The sequence below is a fragment of the Streptomyces sp. NBC_00597 genome (assembly GCF_041431095.1).
Lineage (GTDB): Bacteria > Actinomycetota > Actinomycetes > Streptomycetales > Streptomycetaceae > Streptomyces.
Genome location: NZ_CP107757.1, coordinates 1,318,029 through 1,341,723 on the forward strand (window position 1 = coordinate 1,318,029; position 23,695 = coordinate 1,341,723).

At 69.7% G+C, this 23,695-nt stretch carries 23 protein-coding genes and 1 pseudogene; 10 read left to right on the forward strand and 14 right to left on the reverse strand.

The window, feature by feature from the left end; all coding sequences use genetic code 11:
• Positions 1–466 precede the first annotated feature (466 nt).
• The 3 genes from OG974_RS05615 to OG974_RS05625 all read right to left on the reverse strand — a co-directional run bounded on the left by OG974_RS05615 (position 467) and on the right by OG974_RS05625 (position 2,705).
• Positions 467–1,627, reverse strand: coding sequence for an XRE family transcriptional regulator (locus OG974_RS05615; protein WP_329315333.1), 1,161 nt, complete (start codon positions 1,625–1,627; stop codon positions 467–469).
• A complete protein-coding gene (locus OG974_RS05620; protein ID WP_327279818.1) occupies positions 1,617–1,880 on the reverse strand; it encodes a hypothetical protein in 264 nt (87 codons plus the stop codon). The genes OG974_RS05615 and OG974_RS05620 overlap by 11 nt, the downstream gene beginning before the upstream one ends.
• A 402-nt stretch (positions 1,881–2,282) precedes the next feature.
• Positions 2,283–2,705 carry a hypothetical protein gene (locus OG974_RS05625; RefSeq protein WP_328764476.1) on the reverse strand — a complete coding sequence of 141 codons (423 nt, stop codon included), beginning with the start codon at positions 2,703–2,705 and terminating at the stop codon, positions 2,283–2,285.
• Positions 2,706–2,850: 145 nt separating this feature from the next.
• On the opposite strand from OG974_RS05625, the gene OG974_RS05630 reads away from it, so the two are divergent.
• From OG974_RS05630 to OG974_RS05650, 5 genes are all read left to right on the forward strand, one after another.
• Complete coding sequence (locus OG974_RS05630; RefSeq protein ID WP_371645630.1) at positions 2,851–3,510, forward strand: SDR family NAD(P)-dependent oxidoreductase; 660 nt, start codon at positions 2,851–2,853, stop codon at positions 3,508–3,510.
• A gap of 30 nt (positions 3,511–3,540) precedes the next feature.
• On the forward strand, positions 3,541–3,978 hold the full coding sequence (locus OG974_RS05635) for an NUDIX domain-containing protein (protein WP_327279821.1): 438 nt from the start codon (positions 3,541–3,543) through the stop codon (positions 3,976–3,978).
• A 236-nt stretch (positions 3,979–4,214) separates the two neighbouring features.
• Entirely contained in the window at positions 4,215–4,514 is a 300-nt protein-coding gene (locus OG974_RS05640; RefSeq protein ID WP_371645632.1) for a hypothetical protein, read from the forward strand.
• 115 nt (positions 4,515–4,629) lie between these two features.
• A complete protein-coding gene (locus OG974_RS05645; RefSeq protein ID WP_371645634.1) occupies positions 4,630–5,067 on the forward strand; it encodes a hypothetical protein in 438 nt (145 codons plus the stop codon).
• A 185-nt stretch (positions 5,068–5,252) separates the two neighbouring features.
• Positions 5,253–7,730, forward strand: a complete 2,478-nt coding sequence (locus OG974_RS05650) for a DUF4118 domain-containing protein (protein ID WP_371645636.1) — start codon at positions 5,253–5,255, stop codon at positions 7,728–7,730.
• Positions 7,731–7,751: 21 nt separating this feature from the next.
• On the opposite strand, the gene OG974_RS05655 is transcribed toward OG974_RS05650, so the two are convergent.
• The 7 genes from OG974_RS05655 to kdpF form a co-directional block, all read right to left on the reverse strand.
• A complete protein-coding gene (locus OG974_RS05655) occupies positions 7,752–8,312 on the reverse strand; it encodes a hypothetical protein (RefSeq protein WP_327279825.1) in 561 nt (186 codons plus the stop codon).
• Positions 8,313–8,731: 419 nt separating this feature from the next.
• A complete protein-coding gene (locus OG974_RS05660) occupies positions 8,732–9,232 on the reverse strand; it encodes a hypothetical protein (protein WP_329315345.1) in 501 nt (166 codons plus the stop codon).
• Positions 9,233–9,252: 20 nt separating this feature from the next.
• Positions 9,253–11,316 (reverse strand): hypothetical protein, encoded by a 2,064-nt coding sequence (locus OG974_RS05665; RefSeq protein WP_328764484.1) that lies wholly within the window; start codon positions 11,314–11,316, stop codon positions 9,253–9,255.
• Positions 11,316–11,639, reverse strand: a complete 324-nt coding sequence (locus OG974_RS05670) for a hypothetical protein (RefSeq protein WP_327279828.1) — start codon at positions 11,637–11,639, stop codon at positions 11,316–11,318. Before OG974_RS05670 ends, OG974_RS05665 begins: the two co-directional genes overlap by 1 nt.
• A 202-nt stretch (positions 11,640–11,841) precedes the next feature.
• Positions 11,842–13,773 (reverse strand): NAD-binding protein, encoded by a 1,932-nt coding sequence (locus tag OG974_RS05675; RefSeq protein WP_327279829.1) that lies wholly within the window; start codon positions 13,771–13,773, stop codon positions 11,842–11,844.
• A 5-nt stretch (positions 13,774–13,778) separates the two neighbouring features.
• Positions 13,779–16,355 (reverse strand): ATP-binding protein, encoded by a 2,577-nt coding sequence (locus OG974_RS05680; protein WP_371645640.1) that lies wholly within the window; start codon positions 16,353–16,355, stop codon positions 13,779–13,781.
• Between the two features lie 2 nt (positions 16,356–16,357).
• Positions 16,358–16,447 carry a K(+)-transporting ATPase subunit F gene (gene kdpF, locus OG974_RS05685; RefSeq protein WP_099888229.1) on the reverse strand — a complete coding sequence of 30 codons (90 nt, stop codon included), beginning with the start codon at positions 16,445–16,447 and terminating at the stop codon, positions 16,358–16,360.
• Between the two features lie 182 nt (positions 16,448–16,629).
• Here kdpF and OG974_RS05690 point away from each other — a divergent pair, with 182 nt between their 5' ends.
• Positions 16,630–18,222, forward strand: a complete 1,593-nt coding sequence (locus OG974_RS05690) for a Na+/H+ antiporter (RefSeq protein ID WP_371645642.1) — start codon at positions 16,630–16,632, stop codon at positions 18,220–18,222.
• A gap of 71 nt (positions 18,223–18,293) precedes the next feature.
• Here OG974_RS05690 and OG974_RS05695 read toward each other — a convergent pair.
• Positions 18,294–18,530 (reverse strand): annotated as a pseudogene (locus OG974_RS05695) (cation transporter); the annotation flags it as partial.
• Between OG974_RS05695 and OG974_RS05700 the strand changes: the two are divergent.
• Positions 18,523–18,852: a hypothetical protein gene (locus tag OG974_RS05700; protein ID WP_327279832.1), complete on the forward strand. Its 330-nt coding sequence runs from the start codon at positions 18,523–18,525 to the stop codon at positions 18,850–18,852. The pseudogene OG974_RS05695 and the gene OG974_RS05700 overlap by 8 nt on opposite strands.
• A gap of 33 nt (positions 18,853–18,885) precedes the next feature.
• On the opposite strand, the gene OG974_RS05705 is transcribed toward OG974_RS05700, so the two are convergent.
• The gene (locus tag OG974_RS05705; RefSeq protein WP_328764487.1) at positions 18,886–19,701 is read right to left on the reverse strand and encodes a GNAT family N-acetyltransferase; all 816 of its coding nucleotides are present in this window, start codon (positions 19,699–19,701) and stop codon (positions 18,886–18,888) included.
• A 590-nt stretch (positions 19,702–20,291) separates the two neighbouring features.
• Here OG974_RS05705 and OG974_RS05710 point away from each other — a divergent pair.
• The gene (locus OG974_RS05710) at positions 20,292–20,471 is read left to right on the forward strand and encodes a histidine phosphatase family protein (protein ID WP_371645644.1); all 180 of its coding nucleotides are present in this window, start codon (positions 20,292–20,294) and stop codon (positions 20,469–20,471) included.
• 16 nt (positions 20,472–20,487) lie between these two features.
• Here OG974_RS05710 and OG974_RS05715 read toward each other — a convergent pair whose 3' ends face one another.
• Positions 20,488–20,613, reverse strand: a complete 126-nt coding sequence (locus tag OG974_RS05715) for a hypothetical protein (RefSeq protein WP_327279835.1) — start codon at positions 20,611–20,613, stop codon at positions 20,488–20,490.
• Positions 20,614–20,905: 292 nt separating this feature from the next.
• On the opposite strand from OG974_RS05715, the gene OG974_RS05720 reads away from it, so the two are divergent.
• Both OG974_RS05720 and OG974_RS05725 read left to right on the forward strand, forming a co-directional pair.
• A complete protein-coding gene (locus tag OG974_RS05720) occupies positions 20,906–21,592 on the forward strand; it encodes a response regulator transcription factor (protein ID WP_327279836.1) in 687 nt (228 codons plus the stop codon).
• A 333-nt stretch (positions 21,593–21,925) separates the two neighbouring features.
• Positions 21,926–23,329, forward strand: a complete 1,404-nt coding sequence (locus OG974_RS05725; RefSeq protein ID WP_371645645.1) for a hypothetical protein — start codon at positions 21,926–21,928, stop codon at positions 23,327–23,329.
• 87 nt (positions 23,330–23,416) lie between these two features.
• On the opposite strand, the gene OG974_RS05730 is transcribed toward OG974_RS05725, so the two are convergent.
• Positions 23,417–23,680 (reverse strand): hypothetical protein, encoded by a 264-nt coding sequence (locus OG974_RS05730; protein WP_327279838.1) that lies wholly within the window; start codon positions 23,678–23,680, stop codon positions 23,417–23,419.
• Positions 23,681–23,695: the final 15 nt, after the last annotated feature.

A 23,695-nucleotide genomic window follows, 5' to 3' on the forward strand; every position in this document is an offset into this window, starting at 1 on the left:
ATAGTGGCGACGTCCACACGGGCACGGCGGGCCACAGCACCGCGCGGGCGCCGCCGCACTCGGGACCAACCGCAGTCGCTGCTCCCCGGCGAGCCAGGCGGCTCGGTCCGCAGTGTCATGTCGAACCTTGGCGTCGCCGTTGTCGAGGGTGCGTACCGCCCGCCGTAGGCGCGGTACTGGGCCCGAAAGAGCGTGGCGGTCGGTCCCAGTAGCACGCCGTCGAGGAGCAGGGATGCACGCTCCTTGACGGCCCCACAGGCCTGGCGCGTTGGCGCTCCGGCCGGTAGATGCTCGCCGAGGGACTCCGCCGCCCGGAGGGCGAGGGAGACGTCACCTTCAGCCCTCACACAACAGCCGGCGCCGACGAGGCTGTGGCGTGCGACCCGGGCTGCGTCGCGATCGGATCGCGCAGAGGCGCCTGACGGGCAAAAGCCCAGGTCAGGCGCTTTCTTTTGTGGGCTTAGTGTCAGACGATACGGAGTATCGGTCTGGTGTCGGGTGAGCCCAGCAGGCGGCGGACGCGCTCGGGATGCCATCCCAACTCGTCGGCCAGACGGGGGATCGTGAGACCCTTCTCCCGTTCGGCGAGTTCGTATGCCTGAGTCAGCAGAGCGGGCTGTTCGCCGGGGAACCCGTCGACCGGCTCGGGGGTGAAGCCGGGCTGGCCGTCGAGCGCGCGCAGGCGCTGGTATCCGCGGCTGGCAGTGGCGTCGGAGATCATGCCCAGCTCGCGGCAGCGGTAGATGAGCGAATCGACGCTGACCCCCCACACTCGGCGCAGCCCGGTGAGCTGTGCGAGGTCGAGGCGCCGAGGGAGCAGTGGGGTGATGCTTGCCGCCGGGGTCAGGAATTCCGCCGCAAATGCGTCAGCCTCGCGCTCCTGCCGGCTGTCGCCTGTGGCGTCACCGTGCAGGACGAGGTGGCCCAGCTCGTGCGCTGCGGTGAAGCGGTGGCGGTACACGTCGTTGGTGCGGTTGGGTGTGAGGATCGCTGCCGGACGCGCGGACCGGGAGGAGAAGGCGTCGACCGTGCGGGCTGCCTCGTCGGCGGCTGGCATGACGACGACGATCCCGTGGGCTTCCATGCGTCTGACCAGATGGGTGACCGGTCCGTCTCCAAGGTTCCACCGCTTGCGCAACTCGCGTGCGGCCGCTGCGGGATCGAGGGGGAGATCGACGCCAGGGTGGACCTCCCCGCCGGCGAAGCCCGGCAGGTCGATGGGCGGGAGCTGGACTCGCTTCTCCAGGGCGTAGGTCAGCTCCCACACCTGTTCGGCGAATGCGAGGGCGCGTTCGCGCTGGGCCTTGGGTGTGCTGCGCAGGGCACGGAAGTGCGCCATGGAGGAGTCGAGCCGGTTGCTTGGCCGGCCCGCGATGAAGAAGGGCAGCGGCACGTCGAGCGTGTCTGCGAGCCGCGGGAGGAGATCCGGGCGGGGCTTGGCCACCCCCGTCTCGTACTGGCCCACTGCCGCGGGTGTCACGCCGAGGTGCTCTGCCACGTCCTTCTTCGTCATTCCCGCCAGGCGCCTGGCCTGGGTCAGCCGGGCGGGGTCGAAGGCGTCGTGGACGGCGCGTGGGGTCGCGCCACGTTCGGTAGTACCGGGCAGCAGGGACTGGTCAGTTCTCATCGTCCTCGTGGGCCAGTGGTTCGATCGGGTCCGGCTCGGTCAGGGGCGGCACGTCCCGCCTCTCGTCCACGTCGGGTCGCGCGAACAGGATCGGCACGGGCTGGTCGCCCGCGTCGAAGCTGACGTGCTCCGGCGCTGTGGCCTGCTGCGGAACAGCGCTGAGCCTACGCCGGGTCGGCGTCGCCGGCAGTGGCAGGGGTTCGGGTTGGACGACCCAGTCGAGGCTCCCCTGTTCGTCCAGGAGGGATGCCACGCCCCAGTACGGCTTGAGCAGGCCATGGGGGTTGACCGAGCCGGTCGCGTACGAGGTCGACCTGACTCCTGCCGAACAAATCGACAGCCCAAGGAGGTTGTGCGTGGTTCACTTTCACCGGTCCTTCCCGATGAGCTACTTCTGGATGCAGCACACGAACACGCTGAATACTTTAGTTCTCGTCGTGATTTTTGCACAAGCTCTTCATTCGGGGAGTGCTCGAGCGTGTTGGGCGGCTCCGCTCGCGGGGCCTGGGTACGGCCCTTGAGAACCCCTTCTGCGGAGAGCGGACTTGGGGTCATCACCGTCGGAGCGTCGGACACCCCCGAGGCCTGCTCCGTCAATCGGTACCGCCCGAGACCTGATCGCGCCGGGTTGCTGGCGAGCTGACGACGAGGCCGGTCAAGAGCGGGTGAGGCCCTCGTGGTCCCACTGCTCTAGCAGCACCTCTGCGGGCAGCGCGCCGCTGTCGGGAGCCAGGCGCTGGACCGGCATATCGTCGGAGGCGCATGCGAGCAGTTGCTCGGCGACGAGATGGGGAACGAGGAGGGCCGTGGTGCTGGCCTGCCGGTTGAAGGCCACCTGGTAGGTGGCGATGACTGATGCCTCCCATGGGGTGAGGGGGTCGCGTTCCGGTTCGCTGTGGCGGGTTCGGGGGAGGGCGGGTGCCTTGACCGCCACCAGCTGCCACGGCGCGGTGGCGGGGCGGCCGGCTTCTTCGCGTGCCTGGCGGATCCAGTCGGCGGTGAGCGGGCGGAAGGCGGCGTGGGCCTCGGGCTTCCCCTTGCGGCGGCGCCCGAAGGCGTCGCTGACGACGGTATACACCGAGAAGTCCTGATCTTCCAGGCGCTGCCAGGACCAGGTGGCTCGGTGACTCCACTCGTACCACGCTCGGCGGAAGGTCCTCACACCCACCACCCCGATATGCGACCGCTTCTGACGCGAAGGTACCGCTGGGGCGCTCCAGAAGGTGGGCCTTGGTCAAGGGATCTCAACATATGCCCATGCCCTCCTCGCCGTCTTCGAGCGCGGCGGCAGCCCCAGGATTGCGGCGAACGTCTATCTCACAGATGCCGGCGCCGTCCAGACCATGGTCGACCTCGTCCGCGCCGAGATCGGGCCCATCGACATCCTGGTGAGCAACGCCGGCTCCTACCTCCCCGTCCCCTGGCGGGACATCGACGAGGCCGCCTGGAGCTACTCCCTCGACGTGAATCTCACCGCCCACTACCGCACCCGCCATGCCGTGACCCCCGGCGTGATCGAACGCCGCTGGGGCCGGATCGTGAACATCGGCAGCGTCAACGCCCGCGCCGGCCGGACGAACCTCGTCGCGTACAGCACCGCGAAGGCCGGGCTGCTGGGCCTCACCCGCTCCCTCGCCCGCGAACTGGGCCCGTACGGGGTCTGCGTCAACACGGTCATGCCCGGCGCCATCCAGGTCGAGGCCGAGAACGCCATCCCCGCCCAGCACCGCGCGCGTCCGGAGGACCAGATCAAGCGCCAGTGCGTCCCTCGCCCCGGCCGGCCCGAAGACGTCGCGGCCCTGGTGGCGTTCCTCGTGAGCCCCTCCGCCTCGTTCATCACTGGGCAATCCGTCCACGTCGATGTCGGCTGGCTGCTGCACTGAGACCGTCAACAAGCAAGGAGACAGACCGAAATGATCGAACGAGTCCGCGCCGTCCTCGTCACCGCTGACGACACGATGCTGGTCATCCGCCGCACCAAGCCCGACATCCCCGTGTACTGGGTACTGCCCGGCGGCGGCGTCGAGCCCAGCGACGAGTCACGGGAGGCCGCCCTTCACCGGGAGATCCACGAGGAGATCGCGGGGAAGGCCGACATCGTCCGGCTCCTCCACACGATGGAGTCCGACGACGAGCGTCAGCTCTTCTACCTCGCCCGCATCGCCACCTGGTCCTTCGACGACCGAACCGGTCCCGAGTTCAGCGCCGAGGGCCGCGGCGAGTACGCGCTGGAGGAGATCCCGCTGACCGTGGAGGCGCTCGGCGGCATCAACCTCAGGCCCGAGGAGATCGCCCACGTCCTCCGGGGCGCCATCGGCGCCGGCACCCTTCGGGCAGACGCTGCGACGTAGCCGTCCGTCGTGGCGGACTTGCCGTCGGGACCAACGCCGAAGTGCATCGGCCCCGACGGCGCCTACGGTGGGCTGCGGCTGCTGGTTGCTGTGAGCTGCTCGGGTTGGGACGGGCGCAGCTCGCGTGCACCCTGGTGCCGGAACACCTGCCGTGGTCGAGCTTGGCCTTGGGGGCCGCACACCTTCCCCATGATCTGCCCTGGCATCATCACACCCACGGAAGGCGGAGGGGTGCTATGGCAATTGGCGTGTATCTCGCGGTACCGATCGGTGTGGTGGCGCTGTTGCTCGCCGTGTCCGGTGGTGCGACGCTCAGCCGTGGCTGGCTGTTTCCCTGGCAGCGCCGGCACATCGTCCGCCCGCGCTTGTTCGGTTGGGCCCAGCTGCTCATCGCAGCCGCGCTCGGCATCGAGCTGGTCGGCCTGCTGGCGGTCGACTCCGCCTACCGCTCCGTCGTCACCATGCCGGGCGTCATGGGTCTCTTCTTCGCCATGGTCCTGATCAGTCGAGCGCAGCGTCCGCCGCGTACCCGGTGACATGGGATCTGAGGAAAGAGCACGCCGGACGGTGCTACGTAGGAAGTCCTTCATCGCCCTGTCCCTGATCTTCACCGTGTTGCTCGGAGGGTTCGTCCTCGGAGCCTGGGCGAGCATGGCCGGCAGCGGACCGGACGCGGACGCGCTCACAGTCATGGCCGTATCTCTGGGCGGGATCGCGTTCATCCGGCGGATCACGGGGTCGCACGTTGTGCTCGACCGGAAGGCGCTGTCCGTGGTGAATCCGGTGTTCACCCATGACGTTCCCTATCGGTACGTGGCCAGGGTTGAGGCTGACAGCGGTGGGAACCTGGTCATCACGACGACGCAGGCCGTCGAGATCGCGGCCTTCGGGTTCGCCGGGTCGATCATCGACCATTTCGTCGGTTCCACCGACCGGGCCGTCGCTCAGATCAAGGCCGGGCTTGCGGAACGGCGGGACCTGAGGGGGAACGCCCGTACGGTCCGGCGCTTCACCCGGGCGTGGATAGCCGACGGCTGCACCTTGGGGATGCTCGTCTGCGTTGCCCTCGCCGTGACCATCGGCGGCTGACCTGGAGAACCGGCTCTCAGCAGGGTCTCCGGCGCCGTGGAGGCTGCCCCATGGGCCCGATTCGTACGAGTGGCAGCGAGCGAGGCATCGGCACCGGGCTCCGGGCATGACAGAGCGCGGCCGAGGTGAGCGCGGAGCACCATGGAGGTGGGCGAACGGTGTGACGGCCGGGCAGGAGCCCTCCCATGGCGCGTGGACGGTTGCGGATCTACCTCGGGGCGGCCCCGGGGGTGGGCAAGACGTACGCCATGCTGGAGGAGGGGCAGCGGCTTGCCGCGGCCGGTGCTGAGGTCGTCGTCGGGTTCGTCGAACCGCACGGGCGACGGCCCACCGCAGCCCTCACCGAGGGTCTGGAGATCATTCCCCGGCGCACCATGGAGTACCGCGGGGCGACGTTCACCGAGATGGACCTGGACGCGGTGCTCGCCCGCCGCCCACAGGTCGCCCTGGTCGACGAACTGGCCCACACCAATGTGCCCGGCTCACGCCATACCAAGCGATGGCAGGACGTCGAGGAACTCCTGGACGCGGGGATCGACGTCGTCACCACGCTCAACGTCCAGCACCTGGAATCCCTGGGCGACGTGGTCCGGCAGATCACCGGTGTCCCGCAGCGGGAGACCCTGCCCGACGAGGTGGCCCGCCGCGCGGAGCAGATCGAACTGGTAGACCTTCCGCCCGAGCTGCTGCGCCGGCGCATGCTGCACGGCGAAATCTATCCCTCGGAGCGCATCGAGGCCGCCCTCACCCACTACTTCCGCGTCGGCAATCTCACCGCACTGCGGGAGCTCGCGCTGCTGTGGCTCGCCGACCGCGTGGAGGAAGGGCTTCAGCGCTACCGCGCCGAGCACGGCATCACCACCCCCTGGGAGACCCGCGAGCGCATCATGGTCGCCCTCACCGGCGGCCCCGAGGGCGACACCCTGATCCGCCGCGCGGCCCGGATCACGGCCCGCGTCCCCGGCAGCGAGCTGCTGGCGCTGCATGTGGTCCCGAGCGACGGCCTCACCCATGGGGGTCACGCCACCCTCGCAACCCAGCGCGAGCTGGTGGAGTCGCTGGGCGGGAGCTATCACCAGACCACAGGTGACGACATCCCCGAGGCGCTGTTGCAGTTCGCGGAGGCCGAGAACGTCACCCAGATCGTGCTGGGCGCGAGCCGCCGCGGCAGGCTCTCCACGTTCCTCCGCGGCGGCGTCGGGCACCGGACGATCCAGCGGTCCGGCCGCATCGACGTGCTCGTGGTGACCCACGAACACGCTGCGGAGTCGTCTCCCGCCCTGCGGCTGCCGCACCCGAGCCGCGCCACCGGCCCACGGCGTTTCTGGACGGCGATCGTGCTCGCGGCGATCACGCTCCCGGCCCTGACCCTCCTGCTGGTTCTCCTGGGCGAGCACGTGGACCTCTCCCTCGCCCTGGTGCTCTACCTGCTGGCCGTCGTAGTGATCGCCCTGGTCGGGGGCCTCGTCCCCGCACTGCTGGCAGCTCTCGCCGCGGGACTGCTCGCCAACTATTACTTCACCAGGCCGTTGCACTCACTGCGCGTCGAGCGGCTCGACGACGTCCTCGCACTGGTGGTCTATGTCGTCACGGCCGTCGTCGTCGGCATGGCCGCGGGCACGGCTGCCCAACGTACGTACCAGGCGGTCCGCGCGAGCTCCGAGGCCCGGGCGCTGAGCCGGCTTGCCACCGCCATGATGCACGGCCAGGACCTCCCGACCCTGCTCGAACAGGTACGGGAGGACTTCGGCCTGGACGCGGTCAGCCTGCTGGAGAGGGATACCGGGCATGCCGCTGAGCCCCGCTGGTACGTCGTCGCCAGCACCGGCGAGGCTCCACCCGAGCGGCCCTATGACGCCGACGTGGAGAGTCCCGTTGGCGACAACGTCACGCTGGCCGCCCGCGGGCGGCCACTGAGCAGCGACGACCAGCGCGTACTGGCAGCGTGCGCGGCCCAGTTGGGAATGGCGTACTCCCACGGTCGCCTTGCCGCCCACGACGCCGAAACGGGCGTACGCGCCGAGGCCGAGCACACCAGGGCCTCGCTGCTCCTCATCGCGAGTCGAGACCTGCGGGGTCCGCTCCGCACGGCTGACGACGCGCTGAGCAGCCTGGGTACCCCCGCGGACCTCGGGGACGCCCGCCTCCTCGACACGGCCCGATCAGCCTTGCGTCGAGCGGGCCGGCTCGTCTCGGATCTCGACGACCTGAGCCGACTGCACGCCGGCGCACTCGACCTCTACCTGCGCCCGGTCGACCTGGACGAGCTACTGACCGCAGTGATGGACGCCCTCGGTCCCGGCCATACGCTTCGCTGCATGCTCCCGGAGCAGCTGCCCGACGTGATCGCCGACGCGGCCGTCCTCACCCGCGTCCTTACCACTCTGGCGGCCGAGGCCCAGCGGCACAGCCCGCCGGACCGGCGCGCGCGGCTGACGGCCGAGACCCGGCCCGGCCTCGTGGAGATCCACATCACTGACGGAACCCGCGAGGGGGCGGAGGGGACAGCGTCAGGGACGCACCCTGTCCACACTGCCGACAGCCTGGCCCTGAGGATGTCCCGCGACCTCACGGAGACCATGGGCGGCACCCTCGAACCCACCACCACCGGGTTCGCGTTGAAGCTCACGCTTCCCGCAGCAGCCCCCAGGCGGGATCAGTGACCGGCACGAGGGCGTGAGTGGTCACTGCAAGCCGGAGGTTTTGAAGACCGTGTGGGCCGTCTCGCGGTCGATGCGCTGCGCCAGTTGTCGCAGAGCGGTCGCGCCGTGCAGCAGAGTGCCGCGCCGGATCGATGCGCGGGTGTCGGTGTCGAGGCGGTGCCACATCGCCGGATTGCGGATCATGACGGTCGGGTCGATCTCGACCTGACTTCCCTCCGTGTCTCGGAGGACCATCCGCTGGGCCACCCCGTCGGACCACCGAACCGAGACGAGGGAGTCGGTTCGGACGGTGTCCGTCACCAGCAGTCCACGGGTGATCAGCAGACCGGGGCGCACGGAGACCCGAGGCGGGTGCAAGATCACGAAGAAAAGGCCGGCCAGACCCGTCCAGAGGGCGCCGCGGGAAACGTTGAGCTCTCCGAAGCCCGCGTCCATGGCGAACAGGGCCGTGAGCATGAGGAACGCGACGCCGATCGCCGAGCGCCTCTCACCGGTCCAGTGGATGTCCTGTGCGAAGGGTCCAGGAGGCGCCGCTTCGGTGCCTTGCGCACCGGTCGCGGCCTGAGTGAAACGTCTTCCCATGAGAGCGACGTTAGGGCTGGTGGAGGCCTTGGAGGCGGACCCTGACGCACCGCTGATGTGATGGCTACGCCATCTTGATGGGGTTCCCGCCGGGCGGGAACCCCATCGGCTTCAACGGCTCGGTGGGCTGCTCCAAGGTGACGGCCGTGAGTAGTCGTACGGTGGAGGGCTCCACGGCGCGGGGGCGGGCGCGGGCTTGAACGGTCCGACCCGGTTGGCCATGAGGATCATCATCGTTCCGACGAAGAGCAGCGTGATGATGATGAGGGCGAGCCCGACGGGGTTACGAGGGTTGTAGGAGTAGCGGTTCGTTCCCCACCTGCTCCGTTTGAAGACCGGTTCGTCGTCGTACCGCACAGGCTGCGTCCTAGGTCGAAGGTCTCGGGGACCCGCTGTGCCCCAGCGGGTGGCCCTTCCGGTCAAGAGGTACAGCCTGCCGCCTTCTGGGCCGCCGGCAGGTACGCCGCGATAAAGAGGGTGAGTTCCTTGCGGCGTTCGTCGACGTCGGTCGGCGGATTCTGCATCCATAGCTCCACCACGTATCGGTGCTGTTCACCTTTGTACGTGCACGCGCTGTATGCCATGGCCGCGTTGTCCGCGATGCGTGCGTCGCTGCCGATATCGGCCTTCTGCGGATTCCCGGCGCGCAGGAGGTTGGTGCTCTTGACCTGGAGCGGGTCCAGATCGGCAGCCACCAGGCTTGTCTGGAAGGTCAGTTCGCGTCGATTGTCGACGTCCATCGCGCAGCCGGTGATGTCTTCACCCCCCTCCTGGGTCTTCCTCTGTTTGAACGAATCACCGGGAGGCAGCAGAGGTTTCAGGAGAGCCGACTGAACCTCGACGCCGCAGACGTCGCGGGGTACGGCGTACTCCTGGCCCTGTGCGCACCCGGCCGTACCGGCGAGCAAGAGCACGACCAAGGCTATGGCGTAGCGGCGGCTCACTGGGCGCCCGCCAGACCTTGGGCCTTCTGGTTTCCGTCGAAGGCAGCCCCGTTGATCTCGGAGGTGAGCACGTAGCGGTTGTTGCCGCCGCTGGGATTGACCTTTGCCCATTCGTCGGCGAGGGCCTGGAGCTGCCGCTCACGGGCCGTGAACGTCTCACCGTTCTGGCGCGTGGTTTCGGCGTTGATCCGCGCCTGTTCGTCGAGCTGCCACTGGTAGGCGAGGGCGTCGACGCCCCGCTGCGCGGCGTCGCCGACGACGGGGATGAAGTTCGCGGCGCCGCCGAAGCCGTGGTAGAGCCACTTGGCGTCCCAGGAGGGGTCGTCCTTGTCGGTCTTCAGGGCCTGGTAGCGGGCCTCTTCCAGGAAGCCCACGGTAGCGCCGGCCCGGAGCAGGTTCTCCTTGGGGTCGCTGGGGTGGTCCGCGTGGATGTCCTTGATCATTTCGCGGTTCATGGCCTCGTTGAGCATGCCGTAGGAGTCCTGGTCGCGGGATACCTGCTTGCTGACCTCCAGGAGCTGGTGGCGGTCCAGTAGACGGGGATCGTTGCTGTCGTCGGCGAGTGAGCTGGCTGAGTGGTGGACGACGTCGCTGTGGGTGGAGAGGATCTTGGCCATGTCGTCGCGCATCTCGGAGGGGAAGTCGTCGCCGCGCTCGGAGAGGTACTTCAGGGAGCGGTCCAGGACTTGACGGTGTTCGGGGGTGAGGTCCGCGGGGGGTGCGGTGGGGTCGTTCGGGTTGACTCCGGTGGCGGCGGAGACCAGGGCGGCGCCGGTGGCCTCGCGGGCGGAGTTGCCGTCCTTGCTGTTGAGCGGGGTGTCGTCGAAGGTCTGGCGGTCACCGAGGACGTACTGCGCGTTGTCGGTGGGCTGGGTGGTGTTGAAGAACTCGGTCGCGGCGTGCGGGCTGGCCGCCAGGCCGGTCATGAAGCCCGTCATGGGGTCGCGGCCGAAGTCCTCGCCGATGAAGTTCATCTTCGGCACCGGCGGGACGCCGCCGTTCCAGTAATTGCCGGGGAGCTTCATCCTCTTCTCGGTGGCGACCAGCGCGTTGCCGTAGTCGTTCAGGAACCGGTTGTCCCAGTCCCCGCTGCGCATGAGGTTGCTCATCACCTGGTAGCCGTAGACCTGGCTGCCGCGGGTCTGGATCCGCTCCTCGCCCAGCTTGACCATGTCGTTCTCCCAGGTGCGCATCGCCGGGCTGTCTGACTGGGTGGCGCCGGCCAGGGTGAGGGAGAGGTTGCGCTGGAAGTCGCCGAACTGGTCGTGACGGGAGCGCTGGAGAGTGCCGCCGTCGGAGGGGTCGGCCAGGTCCGCCCAGAAATCGAGCAGGCCGCGCGGGCCGATGGTGGTGGCGAGCGTCTCCTGGAAGAGCCGGTCGTCCTTGTACTTCGCCAGGTCGGCGCCCAGCTCGTCGAACTCCTCCGGGGACATGTCGTCCCCCTTGGCCTTGAGGAGCTTCGCGATCCGGTCGGCGTCCTTCATCGCATCCGCCGCCCGGTCGCGGTCGTAGTAGGCGGCGTCGGAGAAACCGTACGGGGTCTGGCTGACCAGCATGGTCAGGGCCTGGGCGGCCGTCGAGTCGCTCTCGGTGGCCCCCTGCAGGATCCGCTGCACCTCGTCGCGGAACGCGGTCGCGTCGGCTTCGGTGTGCTCGGGGACCGTGTGACCCTTGGCCGCGCGGTCGGGATGGATGTTCATCGTGACGGTGAAACCGCCGTCACCGGTCCCCACAACGGTCAGGTTCTTCTCCAGGGCCCGGGAGATCGCCTCGTTCAGCCGGGACTTGTAGTCGACGAGTTCACCGTGGGTGTCACGCAGGATGTTCCCGATGCTGGTGGCCTCGGTGGCCGCGTCGGCGAACTCCTTGGCGGTCTTGCCGATGAACTCCCTTGTCACGGTCGCGTTCACCCCCGCCCAGTCGGCCTTCGCCGCCTTCCCGCCGAGATCACCGCGGGCATCCGACTCCAGCTCCCACAGCTTGGTCGCCATGGCCGTCCAGTCGGCCACGGCCGTGGACAGCTTCGAGAAGTCCGCGAAACGCAGTGCGTCCAGATCCATCAGTGCTGAGCCCTTTCCTCGAAGCCCTTGTCCAATTGCGCGAACTTGAACTGAGTCGCGATCCAGTACTCGTCCTCGGCGTGCGCGTTCTGCGTGTAGTCCAGGTGGTTGGAGATGTGAGCGCAGGCATCCAGCAGGGTGCCGACCTGGTCGTGCCATTTGTCCGCGAGCGTCGAGAGGGCCGAGCCGAGGGCGAAGTCCTTCTTCAAGGAGCCTGCCGCCTCGTACGTGCTGGCCTTGGCGTGGTCCCCGTCGGTGCCGAGCCTCTGGCGGAGCTTGAATGCCGCGTCGCCGACGGCCGCAAGATCCTTCTGCGTGACCACCAGATCCCCCTGCGGCCCCGGTCCACCGCCCCCTCCGGGGTCGAGATGATTGAGCCGCATGGCGGTCTGCCTCTCGACAGCGGCTGACCTGAGCTCCGCCCATTCCTCATCGAACGACATAAGACCCCCATGGTGAAAATGACTTCCCCTGCGTGATCCAGGGTTTGAGCCGGCCGGTGCGGCGATTGCGCGCCATACGAGATCAATGGGCCGGAAGCTGTCTGCGGCCTACCGGGAGGGGTTGGACTCCCGTCATCAGGAAGTCGAGACCCCGGCGTGTGGTCACCAGCACGACTCGGTCGTCGTGCCGCAGGATCCGTCCGTGTGGTGGGCGCCAGTCGAATGCGGGCCGGTCCGTGCGGAATCCGCCGAGCGTGTCCGTAGACGAGGCAGAATGCCGGCTGGTCGAAGGGCCGACGGCGAGCACACGCCACTCGTGCTCCTTGAAGGCCTCGTGGATCGAGTGCCCTTCCAGCTCCGGGTGGCCGGCGACGTCCACGACGGTGAAGAGCAGGGATCCGCGCTCCACCGGCATCACCCCCAGCACGTGGCGGCCCATCATCGCGGCGGCGAAGGACGGTGCCGCCAATGCCGAGACACTGCGGCTGCGGGTGAGAGCGTCCGGGTAGCCGGCGCGCATGGTGCGCGAGACGGTGGCGGCGAAGTCGTCGCCGTACAGGCGCATCACCGCCCGCACCCGGGGGTTGCTCTCGCGGGCGGCCATGACGATGTCGAGGTTCTCGCCGTCGTCGTGGGTGAGGACGAGCAGCGACTTGCTGGTGGTGATGCGGGCGAGGTCCAGTACTCCGGGGGCGGCGGCGTCCTCAAGGAGCAGGTGCACACCGAGCTCACGCGCCAGGGCGACCCCCCGGGCCTGCGGATCACGCTCGATGACCACGACCTTGTGGTCGGTGGTGCACAGCTGTGCCAGGACGCGCGTGCCGATCTTGCCGAGGCCGACCAGGACGATGTGGTCGTGCAGGCTCGTATCCGGTACGTGGTTGGCCGATGCCGTACGGAAGGCCAGGGTGGCGTTCATGGCGGCGGCCACGACGAGCGGCAGTACGGCCAGGCCCACGAAACCCGCGATCAGCTGGAGCACCTGGCGGGCCGTGGACTCCTCGGTGGCCGGGTCGCCCATGGTGAAGATGTCCAGCAGCGGCAGGTACACCGACTTCCACAGCGGTCCGTCCTCCACGACGGCCGTTGCCGTGGCCAGGAGCACCACGGCCGCGCCGAGGACCCCGAAGACGGCCGTCACCTCGCGGGAGACGAAGATCTTCCAGGGCAGGTGCCCGATCCGGTCGCGCAGCCAGCCACGGTAGGCCCGCCGTCGGCGGGAGGGGGACGGCGGCGCATGGTGCTGGGTCACCTCTTCGAGCATGAGGCGGCCGTGCGTGAACTGCCGGTGGTACGCGGTCGCGGTGTCGGGGAGCAGCTGGGTGCCGCTCGCGCCGGGGGTTTCCGCACTGTCCTCGCCCAGCGGATCGTCCATGTGGGTTCCGGAGAGGACGGCGAGGGTGGCGAGGTCCGTCGCGTGGGGTGGCGTTCCGGCCGGGCGTACGACACCGCGGAACACTTTGCCCTCGACCTGGAGCGTGTGGCCGCGTCCGACCGCGGCGGCGGCGACCAGCTCGGGTACGGCGGTATCGGCGTCGGAGAGGATCGTCGTGGACGCGTCGATGGATGTGTCGTCGTCTCGCGTGTATGCGGCGGCGGCGCGGTCGAGGAGGCGTTCCAGGTGGCGGCCGCGGTCCCGGTTGAACATGCGGATGACCAGGCGCACGGACGGATTGATGCTGCGGGCCAGCAGGGCAGCGGTCATGTTCATCTGGTCGTCGCCGTACGTGAGCGCGAGCGCGGCGGCACGTTCGACGCCGGCCGCCCGCAGGGTCTGCTCGTCCGGCCTGGCGGAGATGAGCAGTTCGACGGGGGAGTGGGGGTCGCGGTGCAGGGCGACGACATCGGCGCCGTGCCCGTCGCGCCGCGACGGCAGCACGACGGTGACGGCCTCACCGCAGACGGCGTCGAGCTCCTGTGCCAGGCGGTTCACGAGTCCGTCGTCCCCGCAGATGATCATGTGCTGGGACCGCTGTCCGAGGCCCGTTCGGAGGTGGAGGGTGGAGGAGGACATGCGGGTCAGAGCCGCCCTGCGGCCGCGTCGGCGGCAACGGGCAGGGACAGGACCATGGTCAGACCACCGCCAGGCGTGTCCTCGGGTGTGAGGGTGCCGTTCATCGCCTCCGTGAGTCCCCGGGCCAGGGCGAGGCCGAGGCCGAGTCCGGCGGTGTTGTCGCGGTCGCCGAGGCGCTGGAAGGGCTCGAAGGCGCGCTCGCGGTCGTCGGCGGCGATTCCGGGGCCCCGGTCGGCGATCCTGACCTCGACCCGGCCGGCCAGGACGCTCGCCGTCACCAGCACCGGACGGTGTGCGGGGGCGTGGCGGACCGCGTTGCCGACCAGGTTCGCCAGCACCCGTTCGAGCAGAGGGGGGTCGGCCTGAAGCGCCGGTACGGTCTCCAGGTTCTGCACGTCGACGGCAGGCGCTTCCGCCGACGGCAGGTCCAGTGACTCCAGAGCGGCGGGCAGGACCTCCTCCAGGGTGGTGGCCCGCAGTTCGAGGGTGAGGGCGCCGGCCTGCAGGCGGCTGAGGTCGAGCAGGTTCTCCACCAGCCGGTTCAGCCGGTTCAGCGACATCTCGGCGGATTCGAGCAGCTCCGCCCGGTCCTCCTGGGAGAAGTCCACGTCCGGGGCGCGCAGCGAGCCGATCGCGGCCAGTGCCCCGGCCAGAGGGGTCCGCAGGTCGTGGCTGACGGCCCGCAGCAGGGCGGTGCGCAGGCGGTCGGCGGCCTTGATGGGTTCGACCTCGGCGGCGGCCTCGGCCAGGCGGGCCCGCTCGACCGCGGCGCCGACGTGGGCGGCGAAGGCGGCCAGCACGCGGCGCTCGGAGGACGGCAGCGTACGGCCGCGCAGGACGAGGAAGTCTCCGGGTCCGGCCGCGACCACCAGGTCGGGGCCCGGACCGCCACGGACGCGGTGTCCGCTCTCGGTACCGGAACCGGCGTCAGGGGCTTGCGGAGCCAGCTCGACGGTGTCCATGCCGAAGGTCTCCCGGGTGCGTTCCAGCAGCGCCGGTATGGTCTGGTCGCCGCGGACGATGCTGCCCGCGAGGGAGGACATCGTCTCGGCCTCGGCCGTGGCCCGGGCGGCGCGGCGGGAGAGCCGCAGGGACCTGTCCGCGGCGGCGGCCACGGTGGCGGCGACGACGGCGAAGACCACCAGCGCCAGCACGCTGTCCGGGTCGCTCATGGTGAACTCGCCTATGGGCGGCATGAACCAGTAGTTGAGGAGCAGCGCGGCGGTCAGTGCCGCGATCACGGCGGAGGCGACCCCGCCGATGCAGGCCACGCCCACGACGGCCACCAGGAACAGCAGCGCCTCGCTGGTGAGGTTCAGCGTGCCGCGCATCCGGTCCAGGGCGAGGGTGAGCAGTACCGGGAGGACGACGCCGGCCACGGGTCCGGCGATGAGCCGCGAGGTGGGGAGCGTGCGGCGGCGGGACGGCAGCAGCCGGCCGTGGCCGGCCCGCTCGTGCGTGACCATGTGGACGTCGATGTCCTCGGAGAGCCCGACGACCGTCTCGCCGATTCCCCTGCCGGTGAGGAAACGTTCCAGCCTGCGGCGGCGGCTCGTACCGAGGACGAGCTGGGTGGCGTTCTCCGCCATGGCGAAGTCCACCAGTGCGGTGGGTACTTCGTCGCCGACGACGGAGTGGTAGCTGCCGCCCAGGTCCTCGACGAGGGCCCGTTGCGCGGCGAGCGCCGCGTGCGAGACCCCGGCGGCGAGTCCGTCGCTGCGCGCGACGTGCACGGCGAGTAGTTCGCCACCCGCGGAGCGGCCGGCGATGCGGGCGGCGCGGCGGATCAGGGTCTCGCCCTCGGGGCCGCCCGTGAGTGCCACCACCACCCGTTCCCGGGTCTCCCAGACGTCCCCGATGCCGTGCTCGATGCGGTACTTGTGGAGGGCCTCGTCCACCCGCCCGGCCAGCCACAGCAGGGCCAACTCTCGCAGCGCAATGAGGTTGCCGGGGCGGAAGTAGTTGGCGAGGGAGGCGTCGATCCGTTCCGGGGGATAGATGTTGCCGTGGGCCATCCGGCGCCGAAGCCCCTCGGGGGGTATGTCGACCAACTCGATCTCGTCGGCGCGGCGTACGAACTCGTCGGGCACCGTCTCGCGCTGCGGCACCCCGGTGATCTTCTCGACGACGTCGCTCAGCGACTCCAGATGCTGGATGTTGAGCGTGGTGACGACGTCGATCCCGGCGGCGAGGATGTCCTCGACGTCCTGCCAGCGCTTCGGGTGCCGACCGCCGCCCGGGACGTTGGTGTGGGCGAGCTCGTCGATCAGTACCACCTGCGGACGCCTGGACACCAGCGCTTCCCGGTCCAGCTCCGCGTACCGGCCGCCACGGTAGTCGTGGCCGGCCAAGGCAAGTGTCTCCAGGCCGTCGAGCTTCGCCTCGGTGTGCCGGCGACGGTGGCACTCCACGAAACCGGCCACCACATCCGCCCCGCGCGCCACCCGGCGGTGCGCCTCGTCGAGCATGCGGTACGTCTTGCCGACCCCGGGGGCCGCGCCCAGGAAGACCTTGAGCCTTCCGGGCCGGACGACCGGCTGTGCCGCCCCTGCTGCCGGGCCGGCCTCGTCCGTGGTCGTCATCCTCAGAACTTCTCGGGAAAGAAGAACGCCAGGATCAGATACCCGACCAGGCAGACCGCAATGATGATGCCGACGACATTCTCCGTACTCACCCGTACCCGACTCCTCCGGACGCCCTCAACCTCACCAGCGAACACCAGCGAGGTCGCGAACGAAACGTCCCTGATGCACTCCTAACGGCACTGGGGTGGGACTTTGACGGTGTATTGACGGCCGTTACATCGATAGGGTGAAGGCGGTGTGCCGGGAAGCCTGGTCGGCGTCGCGTGACCGCATGGTCCGCGTCGACTCGGGTGGGGGCGGAATGCGCTGCGTCGGTACGGTCTTGTTCCTCGTGGTGCTGGCCACGGTCGTGGCCACGGGTGCCCGCCGCTGGCGAATCCCCGCTCCCTCACTGCTCGTTGTCGCAGGCCTCGTCGTCGCGCTGATACCGGGCACCCCCGAGATCAGGGTCAGTCCCGAAGCCATCGGGCTCGTCGTGCTGCCGCCCCTGCTCTACGCCAGCGCGGAGGAACTGTCCTGGCGCGAGCTGCGCCTGGTGTGGAAGCCGGTCAGTGTCCTCGCCGTCGGCCTGGTGCTGGCCTCGGCGGCCGCGGTCGGGGTGATCGCGTCGCTGATCACTCCGCTGACGTGGCAGATGGCGTTGGTGCTCGGGGCCATCCTCGCGAGCACGGACCCGGTGGCGGTCACCGCACTCGGCCGGCGCCTGGCCCTGCCGCCCCGCGTCCAGGTCCTCGTACAGGCCGAGAGCCTCTTCAACGACGCCACCTCGCTCGTGCTCTTCCGAGTCGCCGTCGTCGTCGCGGCGGCCTCCGCCGGAGTGTCCTGGCAGGCGGCGGGCACCGAGTTCGCACTGCTCGGCGGGGGCGGCACCCTCATCGGGGGAGCCGTCGCCGGGGTGGTGGCGCTGATCCGCCGCAGGACCGAGGACCCGGTACTGGAAACAGTCATCGCTCTGGTGACCCCGTACGCCGCCTACGTGCTGGCGGAGGCGGTGCACGCGTCGGGTGTGACCGCAGTCGTCGTGGCGGGCGTCGTGCTCGGAGGCCGGGCCGACCGGTTGACCAACGCCGGCATACGGATCCAGTTGCACGCCGTCAACGGCACCGTGGTCTTCCTGCTGGAGAGCGTCGTCTTCAGCCTGATCGGGCTCACCCTGCCGGGACAGGTCGCCGCGCTGACCGCCGCCGACGGACTCTGGCCGCTGTACGCCCTGGCGGTCGCCGCGACCCTGGTCACCGTACGTCTGCTGTGGGTCCTGCCGCTCTCGGCCGTCGTCCAGCGCAACGCCGGCGTACGCCCGTCTTGGCGCGTCCCGGCCGTGCTGACCTGGGCGGGAACACGTGGCGTCGTCCCGCTGGCCGCGGCGCTGTCCATCCCGGTCCTGGCGGACGACGGAAGCCCTCTGGACCAGCGGCCACTCGTACTCGTACTGACGACATCAGTGGTGGTGGTCACCCTTGTCGCTCAGGGCTTCACCTTGGCCGACGTGGTCCGCCGCTCCGGCATCGCCCTCGAACCGGACCACACCGAACGCGAGGAGGCCTCAGCCCGGTGCGCCCTCGCGTCCGCCGGGATCCGGCGACTGGACGAGATGTCCGACCTCGACGCGGTGCCGGACGTCGTGGCGGACCGCCTTCGGCGCAGTCTGCAGGCCCGCCTCGAACATGCCCACGACCGCCTGGAGGAAGCCGACCTGGCCGAGTCCGCGGACTACGTGTACCGGCTGCTTCGTCGTGACCTCATCCGGGTGGAGGCGGCCGAACTCCGGCGGCTGTACGACGAACACCACATCAGCGACACCACCCGCCGGAACCTCCAGCGCTCCCTGGACCTGGAGGAGGCACGGCTGGACCTGGCGAGCTGAGCCGCGGCGGTGTGCGGAGTCGGTGCCCGCCAGGTGACGGGGGTCAGGTCCCTGCGTGCGCCGGTGCCGAGTCAGCCGCAGCAGTCGCAACCGGGCCGGCATCCGCACGCGTCCGTCGCCGTGTCGACGGACGGCACGACCACGGCGGCGGGGGTCGCGCAGCAGCCCTTGCCCTGCCAGGCGTCGCGGCCCTCCTTGAGCGCGATGGCGGCGATGACCAGGGCGGCGATGGGGTCGGCCCAGGACCAGCCGAGGGTGGCGTTGAGGACCAGGCCGACCAGGAGGACGGCGGAGAGGTAGGTGCACACGGTACTGGCCGTTGCGGACTGCCCGAACGCGACGCCGGCCGTCGAGCGGATCACCGCTGCGCTCGCGGGCTGCACCGCCGAAGTGGTACTCGTCGAGGTGCACGACCAGGCCCAGGCCGCCGAGTACGGAATGGCCGGCTCGCCGACGATCCTGTTCGACGGCGTCGACCCCTTCGCACCCGGGGGAGCGGCACCGAGTATGTCCTGCCGCCTCTACAGGGACGAGGACGGCACGGTTTCCGGCGCGCCGAGCGAAGCCGCGCTGCGCGAGGCGCTGGCAGGTACGGTCCTGCCGCAGCCCGCCGCGCCGGGTGACTGCTGACAGCGCGACGTACTCGACGTGGCGAGTCGGCCATCAGGCCAAGGCTGCGGCCCCGCCCGATGCCGGCACCGGCGCTGCCCGGACCTCGCGTGCCAGGGCGCGGCCCGTGGCGTGGTGGACGTATTCGCGGGTGAGCCGGAATCCGGCCGTCCAGGCCAGCAGCCGGCTGGGTCGGTTGTCGCGAGAGCAGCACCAGCTCGCGGTGCGTCCGCGTGCCTGGATATCGGCTGCCAAGCCGGCGACGCAGGCCAGTGCGAGACGTTCGCGGCGGTGGTCGGGCACGGTGACGACCGCGATGTCCTCGTAGGCGCTGCCGAGAAAGTAGGTGCAGGCGACGGAGAGGATCCGGCCCTTGGCGAAAGCGGCCCAGGCGTGGCCCGAGGCGGCCAGCCGAGAGGGTCCACCCCAACTGGCGTGGATCCAGGCGTTCTCGGAGTGCAGCTCGGCCAGTGCCGGAACGTCCTCGGGTGTCAGCCGCCGCACCGTCATGCCACGCGGCGTACGGGGGAGGCATACCGATGCCTGAGCCTGGTGGACGTACAGCATCCGTTCCCAGGGGATGACGCGCTCGAAAGCGGAGCCGAGGGCGGGCCAGAAGCGTGAGGGCGTCTCGACGTACCGGTCCGCGAACCGGGCCAGGGCGTCCGGGGTGAGCGCGCTGGGGTCGCCGCGCAGCAGCACGTGGTCCGCGCAGGTGACGGCGAGGACGCGGGGCCGGTCAGGACGATCGGCCCACCAGTAGCCGGCGCCCGTGGTCAGTACGTGCTCGGCGAGTGCCCCGAGACCGGGGGAGCCGGTGGGAAACCACCGGCTCAGGGTGGGCAGTTGCTGCGGCGCGATTTCGATCATCAACTCTCCCTTGTGGTGCGCGGGCTGTGATGTAGGGGAGCGGGGCGCTGCCTGACGGCGGTCGTCCCGTCGCGGGGTGGGTTCGCCTTCAGGCGTCGTGGCCGACGAGTAGTTCGGCGAGCTTGTTCAGGCGCCGGATCGGGCGCTCCTCGGTGGCGCAGGCGGCCGGGGCCACGCGCTCGTCACGGTCGTAGGACGCAAGGTGAGGCCCGGTGCCGGCCCGGCGGGGCAGGCACCGGGTGGAAGCGGCCGCCCGCTATACGGGCGGGGGCGGGCGGCCGCGGTTCGGGAACGGTGCGTCAGCGCACCGGCGGGTGAGCAGCGCGCGAGGCCGGGCGCACCGTATGTGGTGGCCGGTCGTCGTGGCGCAGACCGCTGTTCACATCACTCATCCAACTGCCTTGCGAGGTGCGGCTCAAGACAGTCGTCCAGTCCTTGACACGGCTCTGATGCAGCGTGCCCCGGACGGGTGATGCCGGGAATCAGAGCAGAGCGTGTTCACGCCGCAGGCCGTGCCTGGGAAGAGGCAAGGCAGGTCTCCTGTTGTGACGCATGAGCAGATAGCGTGCGGATCCACGGGTGAGCTGATAGTGGACGACGGCGATGTCGCCGTCGTCGCTCATGGTCATTTGGCGCGGGTGCTGACCGTGCGCTGGCTCGGCCTTGACGCGTCCGCCAGCCGACTGCTCGGTCATCCGCATCCCGGCACTCTCAGCTTCCTCGCCACCGAGGAGCGGCAGCCGGTCATCTCCGCCTGGAACGTGCCGTAGTGACGGAGGCGCTGCGTCACGTCTGCCGCGCGGGGCGCCGGTGGCAGATGAGGGCGCCGGTGATGCCGACGAAGGTGAGGAGGCGCGCGGCCTTGCCCACGTAGCGGCGGGGCGGTGCAGGCGGCGACAGCCGGCCGGTCACCGAGATTTACCCGATATCAGCGGTGCGTCAAGAAGCACAGGCCGGCCGTAAGAGGGGCGTCAACGTGGTCCACCGGCTTCCATCGGTGATCGCAGACTGAGCGGTAGGGGGAATCGGACGGCCGTCCGTGATGCGAGGTTGGAGGGCGCGAGTGATCTCCGCCGAGACCATGCCCAGCCCGGACCTCGGGGGGTCGGACTGGAGCCGGACGCATCACGGTCGGGCCGTCACCTCCGGGGAAAGCCAACGGTCCGATCCAGATCTCCACATGCGACAGGAAGGCGGCGCGCCAATGCCCCGGGTGCTGGTGGTGGATGACGAACCGCAGCTTGCACGGCTGCTGGTCATCAATCTGAAGGCGCGGAAGTACGAAGTCGACTGCGCGCAGGACGGGGGTACGGCTCTGGAGGCCGTGGCCGCCCGGCGCCCGGACGTGGTCCTGCTCGACCTCGGGCTGCCCGACATGGACGGGATCGATGTGATCAAGCGACTGCGCGTGTGGTCGCAGGTACCAGTCCTGGTGGTCTCCGCCCGCCACGGCTCCGAGGAGAAGATCCAAGCCCTGGACGCGGGTGCCGACGACTACATCACCAAGCCCTTCAGCATGGACGAACTGCTCGCCAGGCTGAAAGCCGTGGCTCGCCGCACCCCGACACAAGGCTCGGCCGCATCGGACGAAGCGCTCGTCGAGACCGAGGAGTTCACGGTCGACCTGTTCGCCAAGAAGGCCCGGCGCAGGGGGAAGAACATCAGGCTCACGCCGACGGAATGGCATCTGCTGGAAGTCCTGATCCGCAATCGGGGCCGGCTCGTCAGCCAGCGGCGTCTGCTCCAGGAGGTGTGGGGCTCCTCGTGCGGAACGCAGACCAACTACCTCCGGGTGTACATGGCTCACCTGCGTCGGAAGCTGGAGGCGGACCCGTCGCACCCGCGCCACCTGATCACGGCTCCCGGTATGGGCTACCGCTTCGAGGCGTGACTGAGTCGAGGCTGGCGGGGCGCCGTCAAGGTGCCGTCAATTCCGAGCCTCCTGCGTATGGATGTCATCAACGCACCTGGTGAGTCGCACTGTTGAACCAGATGCTGGCGTGCACGCGGGGCCGTACGAACGGCCCGGGTGGGGGCTGGAGCGCGAGTGACGATCACCGCCGGTACGGAACAGAGTCAGGGCGCGGGCGGGCCGGAGGCCGTCGCCGAAACCCCGATACCCGACGTACCGAGCTGGCTGCTCCACGGGTCGTCGAGCCATGGAGAGGAACCGCCAGGACGGCAGCCTCGGCGTTCTCGCCATGCCGTCGCCCGGGTGGCCCGCATGCTCGTCAGCCACTTCTGGGACACCTCGCCCGGCCGGCTGCGCCTCGCCCGCGCGGCGTGTGTGCTGCTCGCAGCCGGGCTGCTGATCCTGCTCGCCGTCGCGGCCACGGGTATGACCACCACGTGGGATGAGACGGTGCAGCGCGACGCGCCCCGCACGATTTCGGCGACACAGCTCAGCCTCGCCCTCAACGACATGGACGCCCAGACCGCCAATATTCTTCTCTCCAGCGGCGATTCAGGTACGGGAAAGGGCCGTTTGGAAGAGTCGTACGCCAAGGCGACCGGCTTCTACCGGGAGGCACAGGACACCATCAGCCGCTCGCTGCGGACGCTCGCCGCCGCCTCGGAGGGAGATACGGCGACCGAGGCGACCGTCGTGACGCTCACCGACGACTTCGCGCACTACCAGGAACTCATCGGGCGGGTACTGGAGAACGACAGTCGCCCCGGCGGGAAGGACGCCGCCCGGGAGGACTACCGGACCGCGACCGACCTCCTCGCCGGCCGGCTGCTCCCGGATGCTCGCAAGCTCGTCGACGCCAACAACGGCGTGTACGAGCGCCAGTACGCCGCGGCGCGAGGCGACCTCGAAGTGCAGCGGACAGCGGAAGCCGTACTCGGCGTGCTCCTGATCGCGGCGCTCGTAGTCCTCCAGATCCACCTCACCCGCCGCTTCCACCGGGTCTTCAACCCGGGACTGATCGCCGCCACCCTCTGCGCCGCGGTCGCGGTCGTTTCCGCCGCCCAGCTGCTCACGATCACCCACGACCGGATGAAGGTCGCCCGCCGGGACTCCTTCGACTCCGTCATCGCGCTGTCGCGGTCCAAGGCGATCGGCTACGACGCCAACGCCGACGAGAGCCGCTACCTCCTGGACCCTGACCGCCGCGCCGCGTACGAGCTCTCATTCCTCGACAAGTCGCATCAGCTGTACGGAATTCAGGGCGCCGGGCTCGACACGTACGACAGGAAGCTCGCCGACACGTGGGCCACCTACCGGAACAACCACGAGGACAAGACGTTCACCGGTGAGTACCGGCGCGAACTGGGCAACATCACCTTCGCGGGGGAGCGGGAAGCCGCCGAGAAGACCGTCGAGGCGTATGCCGTCTACCAGCGCGACGACCGGACCTTCCGGCGGCTGGTGGCCGAAGGAAAGCAGCAGGAGGCGACGGTCTTCTGCATCGGCTGGGCGTCGGACACCTCGAACGCCCACTTCGGGGAGTGGATGAAGGCTCTGGACCAGGTCACCGCCATCAACCAGCGCCACTTCGATCTCGCCGTCCGAGAGGGTCGTGGGGCGCTGAGCACACAGGCCCCGATGGCCGGCGCGGCGCTGCTGCTCACGGCAGGGTTGACCGTGCTGGGGCTGCGGCGACGGCTGGCCGAGTTCCGGTGAGAGGGACCCGGCAACGTGTGCCCTGTAGCTCGTGGCGCGCCGGCTGACTACGGCGCGCCACCATGACCGGGCTGCCCGCACGTCGCGTCATACTCCCAGGTGTGCGCGAATGAGCGTGTCGAGTCGCTGCCATGCCGGAGACGAGGCGTTGACGGTGCCTTGGATGAGGGAGGGGATCTCCGAGCCTGTATCCACCGCGGGAAGTACGTCGCGTCCGTAGCGTTCCCGTGACGCGTCGGCGATCCGGCGGGCGAGGCCGTCGATGCGGGGATCGTCGGCGTCGAGGTCGTACGCGTGGTCGTAGTCGAGGTAGAGCGGCCGCAGCGCCGGGTCGGCCGTGGTCTCGGCCACGGATGCGGGCGGTGA